Genomic DNA, 15608 nt, shown 5'->3' on the forward strand with positions numbered 1-15608 from the left:
TTTTTATCTTTCGAAAGCAACATAGAAAAAATTATGAATTTTGAAACATTTTTCATAATTCTTCGCGAATTTTATTGGCTTGATCAGATTTCCCTTCATCGTTTAATTGCTTTCAGATTTTAATTTTTTTCAAACTTTCTGGCTTTAAAATCTTTTTTGTGAAATTAAATCTTAATTTTGTGAAAATATTTCTTAGAATAGCAGTTTCTTTTTGTTTTATTAATTCCGAAATTAAAAAGTTGGCCTTTGCGAATTTGCCTTCAACAAACAAATCAAGAACTGCAGAAGATTTTTCTATGTCCGCATTTTTCGTATCAAAATATCAATCAAAAAAAACTTTTTCATATTTTTCAATTATTTTCTTATGATTTTTAATTATTTCATCAGTTAAATTAATTGGCGCTGTCGGGTTTATTGACAAAAAAATATTTCTGATAATATCAGGATTATATTTTTTTGCAAAATCTTTTGCTAGTATTACATTTTGTAATGACTTTGCCATTTTTTTTCCATTAAGATTCACAATCCCTACACGAAATCAATTTTTGGAAATTGGATTTTGTGAAAGCGCAAAATGTTGGGCATTCTCATTTTCGTGATGCGGAAAAATTAAATCAACACCACCTCCGTGCAAATCAAGCGAATTCTCACCAAAATAATCATAAATAAGAGCTGCGCATTCTGTGTGTCAACCAGGTCTTCCAAAGCCAAAAGGCGATGCAAAAGTTAAGCCTTTTTTTGTTATTTTCCACAAAACAAAATCATTATTTGATTTTGTATTTTTATTATTTTTTTGCATCAATAATTCTTTTTTTTGCCCAGAAATGATTCCGTAGTTTGAGATTTTGCTTGTATTAAATACTAAATCATTATTTTCGTTATAGTATGTAAAACCTTTTTTTTCTAAAATGGTAATATATTTAATAATTTCTTCCATTTTTTGTGTCACCTTGACAATTTTTGTTGGTTTTTTTATATTAAAAATTTTAAGAATTTCTAAATATTGTCTAGCATATTTTTCGGTTAACTCATGCTCAGAAATGCGTAATTCTAAGGATTTTTCAATAATTTTATCGTCAATATCGGTGATATTATGCAAAAAATTTATTCTAACGCTTTTATCTTTTTCTAAATATTCAAAAATAGCATCAAAAATAATTATCCCACGCAAATTTCCAACGTGAATATCGTCATAAACTGTCGGCCCGCAAAGATAAACACTCATGCTTTTTTTAATTAAGTTCATAATTATTTAGTTTTTTTATTAGTTCCTTATAATTTGAAATAATTTTACCAACTTTTTCTCAAAAAAGTTTATTATGCTTACTAAAAAAGTGATGAATAAGTTCATGCACAATGACATAATCTATGATTTCTTTGGAAAAAGGCAGTAAAAAATAACTATAATGAATTTTTTTACGATGATAATTTGTTCCTCAGGAAGTGTTTTTGCGAGATACTTTGATTTCATATTTAGGAGTGTCTAAAATTTTAGACCAATGATTTGTTCTCTTTTTTAAATATTCAGAAAAAAAATTGTATAAAGCTTTTTCTATTCGTTTTTCTATATTTCTTACTCTTGGTAGTGAAAAAACTAAATTCTCAGCTTGCAAAAAAAGTTTATTTTGTGTTTTTACTAAATTATAATAGTATTTTTTCCCAAAAAGGTAAAAACTTGACTCAAAAAAGTTAATTATTGCCCGTTTTGGTAGAATTTTAATTACTTTTTGAAAAAAACTAGAATTTTTGACTATATTAACTAATTCCTCTTCTTTTATAAGTGGGCTTGAACGAACAAGAATGAAATCATCGACCATTTTTACTATAATACGAGAGATTTTAGTTGTATAATCGACAAAAATTGAATAAAACTTACCATCAAATTCAATATTTAGCTTTTTATATTTGGTTTTCATTTTTAGTTATTTTTACTTCAATAACATTAGAATTTTTGGCGATTATTTCAAATTCTAAGTTGTAGCTAGGCGAATTAAAATAAATTTTGGTCCCTAAAATAAGTTTCTTTTTAGGGTTTTGTGCCAAAAGTCATCGATTTAAATTTTTAAAACTAGTAGGCAAATCAATTTTCAGTGCCTTATTTATTGTTCTGATATTTGTTTGGCCTTTTGTTGTTATTTGGTTTGGATTAATCTGATAAAAATCTAGATTATCACGGTAGTCATATTCATCATAAATTGGTCCAAATAAACATTCGAGAATATCCTCAAAAGTAATAATTCCAATAACTTTTTTATTTTTTTCCGATTCAATTACAAAACCAAGGTGAGATTTTGCTTTTTTTAAAATTTCGTAGTTTGTTTTAATTAAATTATTAGCTAAAAGTAAAGGAGCTTCGATTATATAATCATTAATATCAAATTTGTCAAGGTGCAAAATGTCTTTTGAGAGCAAAATTCCGATAAAATTATCATCCTTTCAGACAGGAATTCGGGAAAAATTGTGGTCAATTATAACATTTTTTATTGAATCAAGACTATCGGCATAATCGACATAAACAACATCTTTTAATTTTGTAAAATGTTTTGCGGTTTTAAAAGAGTCAAATTCAAGTGCGCGAATTGCTAAATCCGATTCGTCTTTTTCTAGAACCTCTTCTCGTTGAGCTTGCAAAATAATTTTTTTGAGTTCATTTTCTGTATTTGTTATGTTTATCTTTTTTACAAATTTAGTCATCAAAGTTGCGAGCGGATACAAAAAATAATAAAAAAATGCAATAAAAAATCAAAAGCATTTTAGAAATAAAATCGGCTTTTTCCGTCCAAAAATTTTGGGATAAATTTCGCCAAAAATAATTAAAGGAGGTGTTGTGCTAGCAATTGAAATTAAAATTTGCAGTGATTCATTAATAGGCAAACTGGAAAAAAAAGTGGAAATTATAATAGAAATTCCTATATTTACAATATTATTTCAAATTAGAATAATGGTTAGAGTCTTTTCATAATTATCATAATATTTTAAAATTTGTTTCTTTCCTCAAAATGAATTTGCAATATTTTCATCAACTTTTACCCGACTTGTTGCTGTAAACACAGTTTCGCTGGCGGAAAAAATTGCTGAAATAAAAAATAAAAAAATTAAAACAACCGATAAAACTACAAAATACAAAGCCATTATTCATCCAATCCTAAATTATCAACATCTTTTTTGTTATATGAATAATCTAAAATAGCGGGGCTAAATTTTCCAAACTCAGGAAAGAAATCAAAAAATAGCGTTCCTATTGGTCCGTTTCGATGTTTTGCAATAATTAATTTTGTATTAGGGCCTGTTTTTTCTTCATGTTGTTCAGATTTTTTATGATAGTAATTATCGCGATGCAAAAAAGCAACAATATCAGCGTCTTGCTCAATTGCTCCAGATTCTCGCAAATCTGAAAGTAGCGGTATTTTATCTTCCCGTCGTTCCACATTTCTTGAGAGTTGGGAAAGCGCTAAAATTGGTGTTTCAACTTCTCTTGCTAGTTGCTTTAATCTTCGGGAAATAATTGAAACTTCAACTTGGCGGTTATAATTTTGATTTTTCATAGTTGAATTAATTAACTGCAAATAATCAAAAATAATCAAATCGTACTTTTGGTTATTACGGTATCTTTTTTGAACTTGCCAATAAATATCATCAATATTTATTGAACCTGAGTCATTAATAATTAATTTGCATTTTTTAATACGTTTTTCAATCGCGTTTTCAATTGCTTTAAGATCTTCAGGTTTTAAATTTTTTGGCATTTTAAACTTTATAGATTCAACCCCTGAAATTAAAGCAAGAAGTCTTGTAACTAAATCAGAATTGGACATTTCTAGAGCAAAAAATAAAACAGATTTGCCACTTTCACAAACATTTCATGCAAGATTTAATGCAAAAGCTGTTTTTCCGACAGAAGGCCGAGCCGCAAGCACTGTTAAATCTCCTTTTTGGAAGCCGGAAGTTATAAGATCTAAATTATCATAACCTGTCGAAATTCCTTTAATTGTATTTTTATTTGTGCGTAATTCCGTTAAATATTGAAAAATTTGAAGGGCAACCTCGTAAATTGAAATATATGTTTCATTTGTAGTATTAAAATTCAAAAGATTGATTTTATGAAGTATTTCTGAGGTGATTTCCTGAGAAAATTTTGAGCTCGAATTTAGTTCCTTTGCCGATTCATCAACTATTTTTTTTAGCTCCCGCAACATTTTTTTCTCATTTAAAATTCTTAAATGCCCTGTAATTTCGGTGGGCAGAGAAAAATCGCTATTATATAAAGAAGCAATATAAGCCCTTCCACCAATTTCGGATAATTTTCTCGAATTTTCTAGCTCCTGAAGAATTAAACTAACCTCAGGTTCCCTTGTTTGATTTGCAACTTTTTTTATTGCTTTCGCGATTTCAGCTAAATTTTTAACACTAAAATCATTAGGGTTAATTACATCAATAAAATTAATAATTTTATCTGGATTTGAAAGCAAAAAAGAAATTATAAATGATTCTATTTCAGGAGAAGTATATCGTGAATTATTCATCTTTAATAACATTTATTTTTAGTTTGGCAACAATATTAGAGCTTAATTTTATGTTTATGAAACTAGTACCAAAAGTTTGAATTCCACTAGTTTGAATAGTTTGTTTATCAACAAAAATTCCTTTATTTTCCAGCTCTTTTTTGATTTTTTTAGCAGATATTGCCCCATGGGCAAAATTGTTTGTCCCTTTTAGTTTAAACCATAGCACAATATTTTCAATTTCATTTTTTAGTTGTATTTCTTGATCCTTCTTATTTTTATACTCTTCGGCGATTTTTTGTTTTCGTTGGTTTAAAAGCCTTTCTGTTCTTGAATTGAAAGGTTCAGCTAAATTATTTTTGAACAAAAAATTGGTTGCATAGCCTGGTGACACCTCAACAATTGTGTTCGCTTTCCCGGCTTTTGTGTCCTTAATTAGGATTACTTTCATATTCTCTCCTTTTAATTGCTTGTTTTATATTCTCAACAAACTCAGAAAATGTCTCAACAGTTGAATAAGCTGCTGCTGATGTATAATTCCCCCCGCCACCAACTTGTTCTGCAATGTATTGAACATTAACGTTTTCAAGACTTCTTGCTGACATTTTATAATTTTTTTGTTGGGGTAGTTTAGCAACAACAAAGGCTGCTTGGCGATTTTTTACTGTTAAAATTTGCTCACAGGCAATTGAAACAAGATCAGTATCAATTTCACGATCTAAACTTGAAAGAAAAAAACCTTGCTTAATTTCGGTTGCATTTTCTAAAATTTCTTTTATTATTTTCGATTCATTTTCTGTTAATTTGAGAAATTCGGCTGTTTTTGTAGTTTTTGCGCCTCAACGGACAAGCGCAGAAACGGCGGCAAAAGTGGAAGAACTTACTGTTTTTCGCAATTGCGCAGAATCAACATACAGACCATTTAATAAAATTTGTGCTCATTCTTGGTCAATTGTCAAATCCGAATGAAAAGTTAAAAGAATTAAATTCGTTATAATTTCACAAGTCGAAGAAGAAGAAACATCAATATAATCGTGAATTAGCTCTAAAAGTCCTTGCATTTTTGAATTAATTCCGTGATGGTCAAAAATAAAAACATTTTCTAAGTTAATATGGTCAAAAGCTCTTGAATTTTCGATCCTTTCAACATCAGAGACATCAACTAAAATGGCAAGGCAAGTATCATTATTCTTTGAAGCCAACGTAATTTTTGAAGCCAAAGCCGGAGAAATAAATATTTCTTTTTTTATTTTAAAGTCAGCTTGCGATAAAAAACGAGTTGTTGTTGGATCAAAAGTCCGGTTTTGGATATAAAAATTTATTTTTTTTTTGTAAATAACCTCCGCATATCTTTTTAAAAAATTACCTAAAACATAGGCAGAACCAAAGGAATCAAGATCAGAATTAATATGCCCATATATAATGATGTTGTTAATTTTCACTAATTTTTCGACTAAAATCCGGGAAATACGCTTTAATTTTACAAGCGAGTGATGGCTAAGCGATTCACTATAAGATCCATATGAAAAGGGTTTTTTGCCGTAAGGATAAATTGAAACCTGATTTCCACCACGTGTTTTTGAAAAAATTAGCGCCTCATTTGCGAGCCTTTTTATCTCAACCAAGTTTGTAGTGCCAATTCCAAAACCAACTGAAAACCAAACTTCTGTTGTTTTATCAATTTTTATACTTGCATCACGGAAAATGTAGAAATGATTTTTTTGCCAAATTGTAAAAGTTTCATAATGTAAAACTAACATAATTCTACCATCAGCATATTCTTTGTATAAAAAGCCGTATTTTTGTGCTAGTTTCTCAAAAAAATCATTGATGAAAATTTTTATTTTTGGATAGTCTTGGTCACTGCTTCGAAAATTTGAAGACACAAGATTGTCAACTTCAACTTCAGCAAAAACAAGTGAATTATTTTCATAACCTTGCGAAATAGACTTAAAAAGTGTGATGTCACGATATGAAATTCAGTATGCATATTTATTAAAATTTATTTCAAATCAATTATTTCCTCTTTTAATTTCGAATTTTGGGGGAATATCTTCTGCTTTTTTGTACTGAGGAAATAAATAAAAAATGTCGCGGTTAACAAGTCTTTCAGGATATAAATTTTTAACATATTTTGAGACTTTAACAATTTTATAAGTGGATGATAAATTAATAATTCCAAGGTTATTTTCCTCGTTTATAAGGTCGAATTTCTGGTAATAAAAGTGATTTTGTTTTAAGATAAACTGATAAAAAACAATTATCCCAATTGTTAAAGAAATGACAAAAATAACAAAAATCGAAACTGCAATACTAAAAAAAAGGTAAAAATCAAAGTTATCATAATAAATAACTTTCAATAACAAAGTTAGAATTTCAGCCAAAAAACTTAAAAATGATATCGTGAATGGAAATAAAAATTTTTTCATGGTTTAGATACTTTTTACAATAAAGTTTAGTATTTTTTTGGGTATAAAAATCACTTTGCTAATTTGCATGCCATTCAAATATTTACGTATTTTACAGTCTTTTTTTGCTATTTCAATAATTTCGTCTTTGCTTTTAGCCTCGTTTAATTCTAAAATTGCACGGTTTTTCCCATTAACTGAAACTGGTAAATTATAAGTATACTTCACAATTTTGCTTTTATCAAATTGTGGTCAGCTTTGTAAATTTAATGGCTTTTCTCCTAATTTTTCTAACAACTCCTCAGCTATATGTGGTGCAAAAACTGAGAAAATTATTAAAAAATCTGTTAAATATTTTTTAGAAGGTATTTTTTGCTTTTTGTTTAAAAAATTAATGTAAGCCATTAATTTTGAAATTGCCACATTAAATTTAAAACTTTCAATTAAAGCTGTTATTTCAAAAACAAAATTATTAAAAAAATACGTAAATTCATGGTCTTTTTCAAGAGATTCTTCGATTTCATAATCTGTTAAAATAGTTCTAATCACTCTTTGAATTCAGTTATAAATTGATTTTAGCCCATTTTCATCTCAAATCCGGTTTTCACTAATTGGTCCCATAAACATCAAAAAAAGTCTAACAGAATCAGCGCCGTATTCTTCAATAACTTGACTTGGATTTATTACATTTCCTTTGGATTTAGACATTTTTTGGCCATCAGGACCTAGCAACATTCCTTGGTGAATAATTTTTTTAAAAGGCTCAGAATTAGGAACAACTCCTGCTTCAAATAAAACTTTATGTCAAAAACGGGAATAAATTAAATGTCCAACAGCATGTTCTTGACCGCCAATATAAAGGTCAACTGGAAGTCATTTTTGGAATTTTTCGAATGCTGGTTTTGTATTTAATTTTAAATATTTGTCTTTTTCTTTTAAAATGAATGCTAAATAATATCAAGAGCTTCCGGCTCATTGTGGCATTGTGTTTGTTTCACGACGGTAAGTTTTCCCATCTTTTTCAAAAAAAACCCAGTCTTTTATTGAAGCAAGTGGGGATTGCATGTCTCCTGAAGGAGTTATTTTATCTTTGTATGGGAGCTTAACTATTTTTTCTTCAAGGTAAATTTTTCCTGTTTCATCAAAATAAACTGGAAAGGGTTCGCCTCAATAGCGCTGACGAGAAAAAACTCAATCTTTTAATCGAAAAGTTATACTTTTTTCAGCTAAGTTCATTGATTTTAACTTTTCAAAAATTAAATTTTTAGCTTTCTCACTATTTTTGCCGTTAAACTCAGCAGAATTTATTAACAAATTTTCAGAATTTATCACACTAATATAGTTGATTTTGAAAATTCGTGCAAATTCTAAGTCGTTTAAATTGTGTGCTGGAACCCCCATAATTGCTGAACTAGCATAATCATTTATAACATAATTTGCAATATAAATCGGAATTTTACACGAATTTAAAGGATGTTTTACATATAAGTTGGTAAAAATTCCTGTTGTTTTGCTTTGTAATTTGGGACTTAAAAAACTGTTTCGCTTAATAAATTGACTAATTTCAGCGTTTTTCTTTGCAAGTTCTTGCGCAAAACTGTGCAAAGGAGAAATTGCAAGGAAACTAACACCGTAAAAAGTCTCAATTCTTGTGGTAAAAATTTCAAGAAACCCTTCTTTGTTTTTAAAGGGAAATTTAACTTTTCATCCTTCGGATTTGCCGATTCATTTTCTTTGAAGAGTTTTAAGAGAATCTGGAAAACTGACATCATCAAGCCCATCTAACAATTTCTGTGCATATTCAGTTATTTTTAAAACCCATTGTTTCATTTTCTTTAAAACAACAGGAAAATTTCCTCTTTCACTAACAAAATTACCGTTTTTGTCTCTTTTTAGTTCCTCGTTTGCTAAAACAGTCCCTAATTCAGGGCACCAATTTACTTCGACATCACGAATTTCGGCTAAATTTGCTTTATATAAAAGTTTAAAAATTCACTGAGTTTGCTCATAAAACTCTGGATCTGAAGTATTAACTTCCTTATTTCAGTCATAAGAAAATCCAAAAGAAATTATCTGTTTTTTAAAATTTTTAATATTTTTCTTTGTAAAACCACCTGGATGATTTCCCGTTTTTATCGCATATTGTTCTGCCGGCAAGCCAAAAGCGTCTCAACCCATCGGATGCAGAACATCAAAACCGTTTAAACGTTTAAATCTTGCAACAATATCAGAAGCTGTATAACCAATCGGATGGCCTAAATGAAGCCCAGATGCTGAAGGATAGGGAAACATATCGAGAATATAGAACTTTTTTTTAGATGAATCGGTAGTCTGAAAAACGTTATTTTTATACCAGTAATTTTGTCACTTTTTTTCAATGATTCGGTGGTCAAGCATAATAAATAAATATAAATTATAATACAAAGCTTAAAAAATAAAAGCGAAATCAACAGTTAAATCTAACTTTTAGTAAAAAGTAGAAAAATTTAGGAATTCTTCTATGCAAATTCCTAAATTTGAAAGCAAAATACTGAAAAATAAAGGTTTTTTATGTTAGAATTTTTACTATTATTTTTTTAAAAAGTGATTAAATATCAAATGTTTGTGAAAAAAGAATTTAAAAAATTCAAATTAAATGCAAAATATAAACCAAATGGCGATCAACCTAAAGCGATTAAAAGTTTGATTGAAGGCATTAAAAGTGGAAAAAAATCACAGATTTTAATGGGGGTAACAGGATCTGGAAAAACTTTTACAATGGCAAATGTAATTGCCCATTTTAACAAACCAGTAATAATTTTGTCTCATAATAAAACTTTAGCATCGCAATTATATACTGAATTTAAGGAATTTTTCCCGGAAAATCGTGTCGAATTTTACATTTCATACTTTGATTTTTATAGACCAGAAGCATATTTGCCAACAAAAGATGTTTATTTAGAAAAAACTAGTAAGACAAATTTTGACCTTGAAACAATGAGAATGGCGGCCCTAAATGCTTTAATGATGCGAAATGATACAATAGTTATTGCCTCAGTTGCTGCAATTTATGGAACAATTAATCCCGATGAATATCAAGATAATTTTTTGGTTTTAGAGATAAATCAAGAAATTAAACCAAGCGAATTAGCTCTAAAACTTGCTAGAATCATGTATGAAAATAACAGTTTAGAACAAAAACCTGGTGTTTTTTCTCTTAAAGGTGAAATTTTAGAAATTTTTCCCGCCTGAAATGATACTTTCAAAATTAGAATTGAATTTTTTGGAAACCTGATTGAAGCGATTAACACCATCCACCCAATTTCAAAAAAAATAATAAAATCCTATAATTCTTATATAATTTATCCTGCCAGCGCTTATAGTGTCAAAAAAAATATCATTGACCACGCAATCAAAACTATCAAGGTTGAACTTGAAGAACAACTTGAATTTTTCGAAAAAAATAACAAACTAGTAGAAAAACAAAGACTAAAAGAGCGAGTAAATAACGATATTGACTCTCTTAGCGAATTTGGAATCTGCTCAGGAATTGAAAATTATGCACGTCACATTGACGGACGTCAAAAAGGAGAAAAACCTTTTTGTTTGCTTGATTATCTACCAAAAGATGGACTGATTTTTATCGACGAGTCTCATATTATGGTCGCCCAAATTCGCGGAATGTATGAAGGTGATCGTAGTCGCAAACAAAATCTTGTCGATTTTGGTTTTCGCCTTCCTTCGGCACTTGATAACCGTCCTTTAAAACTAAATGAATTTGAAAAATATTCACAATCTAAAATTTATGTTTCTGCGACCCCTGCAAATTATGAAATAGATAAAACCAACGGTGAAATTGTATCACAAATTATTAGGCCAACGGGACTAATTGATCCTGAAATAATAGTTGAAAAAACTGAAAACCAAATGGAGAAAATTTTCCAACTTTTACTAAAGCAAAAAGAAAAAAATGAACGTAGCCTCATTTTAACAACAACAAAAAGACTTGCTGAAGAAATTAGTAAGTATTTACAAGAACAAAAGGTACAAAAAGTTTATTATTTACACTCAGAAATGACTACTTTTGAACGCGATGAGGTAATAATCAAACTCCGAAAAGGAATTTATGATGCAATTGTTGGAATTAACTTACTCCGAGAAGGTGTTGATATTCCTGAAGTGTCGCTAATTTTTGTTCTTGAAGCTGATTTACCTTCTTTTTTAAGGTCGAAATCCTCACTAATCCAAATTATCGGACGAACCGCCCGAAATGATCACGGAAAAGTGATACTTTTTGCAGATAAAATTACTGATGTGATCGCAAAAGTGATTGAAGATAATAAAAACAAAAGGAGAATTCAAATAGAATATAATAAAAAAAATAACATTATCCCAAAAACAATAAAAAAACCAATTCCGGAAAGCATCAATCCAAACAGTTTAAACATCAGCAAGATTTTTCGTGAAAAACTGAATAACAAAAAAGAAATGGAATCTTATATCAAAATCTTAGAAAAGGAAATGAAAATTGCTGCTGATGAAAATCGTTTCGAAGAAGCAATTCAAATCCGTGATTTAATCGCAGAAATTAAGTTAAAAATAGAATAATTTTTTCAAATTTTTATTATGAAATTAGAAATTAAATTGACGAACAAAGTTAAAAATTCATTTTTATCTTTTAGTTTTAAAAATAAAAAAAAAATAAGAATAAAAATCCCTATTTTTATAGTATTTTTTAGAATAAAAACTTCAAAATATTTAAATTTTCGCTTGAGTGTTAATTTAAAATTGAAATATTTTAAAAATTTTTTGCTTTGACTTTCAAGTGAAAATTTGATAGCTAAAAATCAGGTTTTTCAAGAAAAAGTTGCCAAAAACAAAGTATTTTGTCTAAAACTTGCAAATAATTTACACATTTTACTTTGAAAATATGACTTTGAAAAGGCATTAATTTGCATTGAAAATAATGAAGACTTTACAAATTGATTTGATAAAAATTTCCGTGTTTTTGAGACTGAAATTGAAAAATATTCAAAACTTTTTCTATGCACAACAGATACAGTACCAGGAATTGGGAGTTTTTATGAAAACCTTGATTTTATGGCGCTTTTTGCAATCAAAAATCGAGACTTTTCAAAAAAAATTGTGACCTTAGTTGCAAATTTAGGGCAAATAAAACCACTAATTACAAAAAAAAATTATCAAAAATTAAAAAAGATTAGCAAAAACTTTTGACCTGGAGCAACTACTTTAATAATTGAGGGTCAATCATTCCGAATTCCAAATCAATTACCACTTTTAGAAATATTGAAAAAAAACGGACCTGCTTTTGTAACAAGCGCAAATATTTCCAATCAAAAACTACTTAATTTTGTCGCAGCAAGAAAAAAATTTTGGCAAATTTGTAAAATTTTCAATTTTCAAGAAGGATCTGGAAAACCTTCGAAAATTTATGATATTGATACAAAAAAATGAATTAGAAAATAAAAATAAAAAAATCTCTTAAAAGAGATTTTGCAAAATATTTTGATATGGTGGGAACGAATGGGATCGAACCATCGACCTCACGATTATCAGTCGTGTGCTCTAACCATCTGAGCTACGCTCCCATAAATTACTAATTATAATGATTTTTTTAATAATTCACCATAATTATGATACATTTTTTGCAAAAAAAAAAAAAAAATTAACGTTTTGAAAATTGACGCGCTCTTCTGGCTTTCCGTAACCCAAATTTTTTGCGTTCTTTTGCCCTAGCATCACGAGTTAACATCCCCGCAACTTTTAATTCAGGTCGATAATCAGCAGAAACCTTTAACAATGCTCTCGCAATTCCGAGCCTAATAGCTCCAGCTTGCCCTGAAGCCCCGCCACCGTAAGCGTTAACTCTAATATTAAATTCTGACATTGTGTTTGTTATTGATAGTGGCTGTAATGCGTCTTTAATTAAAATATCTGATTTTAAATATTCTTTTGCTATTCGGTTGTTAATTTTAAACTGTCCATCCCCGTGATTCAAAATAACGCGTGCAACTGATGATTTTCTTCTGCCAGTTCCATAATAAGATAATTCTGTTCGATTCATTTTGTTATTTTACCTCTAATTTTCCGGGGTTTTGCCCTTGGTGTGGGTGTTCGGTTCCAGGATATACATAAAGATTTTTTCGCTGTTTATCGCCTAATTTTGTATGCGGAATCATTCCAAAAATGGCTCTTTCTAACAAAGCGATCGGTTTTTTATCTCTCATCTCACGCGCTGTTCTAATTTTTAGACCTCCAGGATAGCCTGAGTGATTATAATATAATTTTTGATCTTCTTTTTTGGCAGTTAACAAAACTTTTTCTGCATTAATAATGATAATTTTATCTCCCATATCAACATGTGGAGTGAAATGAGGATAATGTTTTCCACGCAAACGAGAAGCGACAAAAGCAGCCAAACGACCCAGAATTTTTGATTCTGCATCAATTACAAACCATTTTTGCTCGACATCGCCACGCTTGACAAAAGTTGTCTGTCTCATAAATCAGCCTTTCATTTTAATTTTAATCGTGAATGCAAAAAAGCAATTCAATCCTATGATATCAAGGAAGAAATATGCAATGAACTAACAGGATACTAGAATGTATTGAAATTATACAATATTTTTTTAAATTGAAAAATAAAAAGATTTTATTTTAACTAATTTAACTAAAATTATTAAAGTAAAAGTCAGTTAACATTATATAAGTTGCTAAATCAATCTCTTGTGGACGAATGTTCTGCGAAAATTGAAAAAAATTATAAATTTTCTCAATTTGATCCTTACTTAGAAAAAATTTAAAATTATTATATAAAGTTTTACGTTTAAACTGAAAACACATTTTTGTAAACCAAAAAAACTGCTTGATTTTTTCACAGTCTAAATTTTCCTTAATTTTGAACAAAACAACAGCAGAATTTACTTTTGGCACCGGAAAAAAAGAAAAAGGAGAAACTCGAAACAACTTTTGGACATCAGCAACATATTGAGATGCCAACGATAATTTCGAATAAAAACTAGTACTAGTTTGCGCAACTATTCGATTGGCAACTTCATCTTGAACCATAAGGAGAATTTTACCAAATTTTTCAAAATTATCAAAAATTTTAAACAATATTTTTGAAGTGATATAATAAGGAAGGTTTGCAATAATTATCTGTTTTTCGCTAAAATCAAGGTTTGCAAGCAAAAAGTCTTCATTAATTATACGAATATTTTTGTTTTCAAATTTTCTCTCAAGAATTGGAATTAAATTTTTATCAACTTCATAACATGTGACAAATTTTGCTTTTTTTAGCAAAAATTCTGTTAAAAATCCGGTTCCACAACCAATTTCAATAACATTTTTATCAGAAAAATCAATATTTGTAACAATTTTTTTTGCTATTTTTTTGTCTTTAAGAAAATTTTGCCCTAAATGTTTCTTAGGAACCAATTTTTGCATTCTACACCTTGAAAATTTTAACTAGATTTTCATAAATTATTTCAGAAAGTTCTCGTTTTGTTAAATTTTTTAAATTTGCTATTGTTTGATAGGTTCATTGAATTTGTGTAGAAGCATTTGGCCAGATTTTTCGGTTGGGTTCTGGGGTTAAATAAGGCGCATCTGTTTCGCATAAAATTTTAGAAACCGGCGTTTCTTTGACTATTTTTCTTAGTTCAACGCTTTTTTTAAAGGTGATAACTCCTGAATAAGAGAAAAAACAGTTGTTTTTTTCAACCAATTTTTTAAACATTCCATAATCTGTAGAAAAATTATGGAATATGAAATTAATTTCAGAGAACCTAGTAACTATTTCCAAAATTAATAACATCGCCTTATTTTCGCCTGGTTTATCGCGAATATGCAACATAACTGGGATCTTGTTGTTTTTTGCTAACTCAATTTGTGCTAAAAGAGATTTTAACTGTATTTCCACAGAAGGGTTGTTTTCATAATAAAAATCCAACCCAACTTCGCCAATTCCAACTACTTTATCGTCGATGTGATGCTGTAACAAGAAAAAATCATCTGATTTTTTAACCAAAGTTGGGTGAATTCCGATAATTTTATAAGTTTTTCCGGAATATTTACTAATCTGTTCAATTTCTGCTAAATCATTTCAGGATGTTCCGACAACAAAAATAAGTTCAATATTATCTGCCAATCAATTTTTAACTTGCTTTTGGGGATTTTCGTAATATTTATGAAAAGGATGGCAATGAACATCAATAAATTTGTATTTTTTTAGTGAATCAATTTTAAAAATTGATAAATTTTTATCAAAAGTAGTGGCAAAATTTTCATAAAATTTAATAAGTTTTATGTTTTGATTAAGAATTTTAACATAAAAAGTTTCTAAATTATAATTTTCTTTTATAAAATCAAGGACAAATTCACCGACAATATTAATTCAGTTTTCTTCCAAAAATTCACTAAAAAAATACAAGTTTATACAGAAAGTTTGCTCTTTTTGTGAAATGACAAAAAATGCAAAAATAAAATCATTACCTTTATGTTCGTCAACAATTAAAAATTCATAATTTTTTTCAAAATTTTGATAATAATCAAAATTGCTGATAATAATTTTGCCATTTTGTGTAACTAAATTTAATTTTAAATTAAATTTTTTTATACTAGCTTGCACTAAAGCTAAATATCTAGGAGAAAATTGCTGAATTTTTAAATACATAGTGAATTTTTGGAATTATTAATA

At 28.5% G+C, this 15608-nt stretch carries 13 protein-coding genes and 1 tRNA gene; 2 read left to right on the plus strand and 12 right to left on the minus strand.

Translation table 4 applies throughout. From position 1 onward, the window contains the following. Window positions 1-31: 31 nt before the first annotated feature. Genes MYF_RS02890 through leuS form a run of 7 tightly spaced genes read right to left on the minus strand, consistent with a single transcriptional unit; the run spans window position 32 to window position 9307 of the window. Window positions 32-1246 carry a class I tRNA ligase family protein gene (locus MYF_RS02890; RefSeq protein ID WP_039387707.1) on the minus strand — a complete coding sequence of 405 codons (1215 nt, stop codon included), beginning with the start codon at window positions 1244-1246 and terminating at the stop codon, window positions 32-34. Continuing rightward, entirely contained in the window at window positions 1233-1916 is a 684-nt protein-coding gene (locus MYF_RS02895) for a YgjP-like metallopeptidase domain-containing protein (RefSeq protein WP_002557957.1), read from the minus strand. Before MYF_RS02895 ends, MYF_RS02890 begins: the two co-directional genes overlap by 14 nt. Beyond that, the gene (locus tag MYF_RS02900; protein WP_002557956.1) at window positions 1900-3132 is read right to left on the minus strand and encodes a CNNM domain-containing protein; all 1233 of its coding nucleotides are present in this window, start codon (window positions 3130-3132) and stop codon (window positions 1900-1902) included. Before MYF_RS02900 ends, MYF_RS02895 begins: the two co-directional genes overlap by 17 nt. Further along, window positions 3132-4523 carry a replicative DNA helicase gene (gene dnaB, locus MYF_RS02905; RefSeq protein WP_039387817.1) on the minus strand — a complete coding sequence of 464 codons (1392 nt, stop codon included), beginning with the start codon at window positions 4521-4523 and terminating at the stop codon, window positions 3132-3134. Before dnaB ends, MYF_RS02900 begins: the two co-directional genes overlap by 1 nt. After that, window positions 4516-4953 (minus strand): 50S ribosomal protein L9, encoded by a 438-nt coding sequence (rplI, locus tag MYF_RS02910; RefSeq protein ID WP_002557954.1) that lies wholly within the window; start codon window positions 4951-4953, stop codon window positions 4516-4518. Before rplI ends, dnaB begins: the two co-directional genes overlap by 8 nt. Beyond that, window positions 4934-6931 (minus strand): DHH family phosphoesterase, encoded by a 1998-nt coding sequence (locus MYF_RS02915; protein ID WP_039387710.1) that lies wholly within the window; start codon window positions 6929-6931, stop codon window positions 4934-4936. Before MYF_RS02915 ends, rplI begins: the two co-directional genes overlap by 20 nt. Before the next feature lie 3 nt (window positions 6932-6934). Continuing rightward, the gene (gene leuS / locus MYF_RS02920; RefSeq protein ID WP_002557951.1) at window positions 6935-9307 is read right to left on the minus strand and encodes a leucine--tRNA ligase; all 2373 of its coding nucleotides are present in this window, start codon (window positions 9305-9307) and stop codon (window positions 6935-6937) included. 201 nt (window positions 9308-9508) lie between these two features. Here leuS and uvrB point away from each other — a divergent pair, with 201 nt between their 5' ends. Beyond that, on the plus strand, window positions 9509-11497 hold the full coding sequence (gene uvrB, locus MYF_RS02925) for an excinuclease ABC subunit UvrB (RefSeq protein WP_002557950.1): 1989 nt from the start codon (window positions 9509-9511) through the stop codon (window positions 11495-11497). 180 nt (window positions 11498-11677) lie between these two features. Next, a complete protein-coding gene (locus tag MYF_RS02930) occupies window positions 11678-12376 on the plus strand; it encodes an L-threonylcarbamoyladenylate synthase (RefSeq protein ID WP_155897264.1) in 699 nt (232 codons plus the stop codon). A 45-nt stretch (window positions 12377-12421) separates the two neighbouring features. Here MYF_RS02930 and MYF_RS02935 read toward each other — a convergent pair. The 5 genes from MYF_RS02935 to MYF_RS02955 form a co-directional block, all read right to left on the minus strand. Beyond that, window positions 12422-12498, minus strand: a tRNA-Ile gene (locus MYF_RS02935). A 77-nt stretch (window positions 12499-12575) separates the two neighbouring features. After that, window positions 12576-12974, minus strand: a complete 399-nt coding sequence (gene rpsI, locus MYF_RS02940) for a 30S ribosomal protein S9 (protein WP_002557948.1) — start codon at window positions 12972-12974, stop codon at window positions 12576-12578. Window positions 12975-12978: 4 nt separating this feature from the next. Then, entirely contained in the window at window positions 12979-13413 is a 435-nt protein-coding gene (gene rplM, locus MYF_RS02945) for a 50S ribosomal protein L13 (RefSeq protein WP_002557947.1), read from the minus strand. 163 nt (window positions 13414-13576) lie between these two features. Beyond that, window positions 13577-14356: a 16S rRNA (adenine(1518)-N(6)/adenine(1519)-N(6))-dimethyltransferase RsmA gene (gene rsmA, locus MYF_RS02950; RefSeq protein ID WP_002557946.1), complete on the minus strand. Its 780-nt coding sequence runs from the start codon at window positions 14354-14356 to the stop codon at window positions 13577-13579. Between the two features lies 1 nt (window position 14357). Beyond that, on the minus strand, window positions 14358-15584 hold the full coding sequence (locus MYF_RS02955; RefSeq protein ID WP_002557945.1) for a TatD family hydrolase: 1227 nt from the start codon (window positions 15582-15584) through the stop codon (window positions 14358-14360). Window positions 15585-15608 lie beyond the last annotated feature (24 nt).

The sequence above is a fragment of the Mesomycoplasma flocculare ATCC 27399 genome, assembly GCF_000815065.1.
GTDB classification, from domain to species: Bacteria; Bacillota_I; Bacilli_A; order Mycoplasmatales; family Metamycoplasmataceae; genus Mesomycoplasma; species Mesomycoplasma flocculare.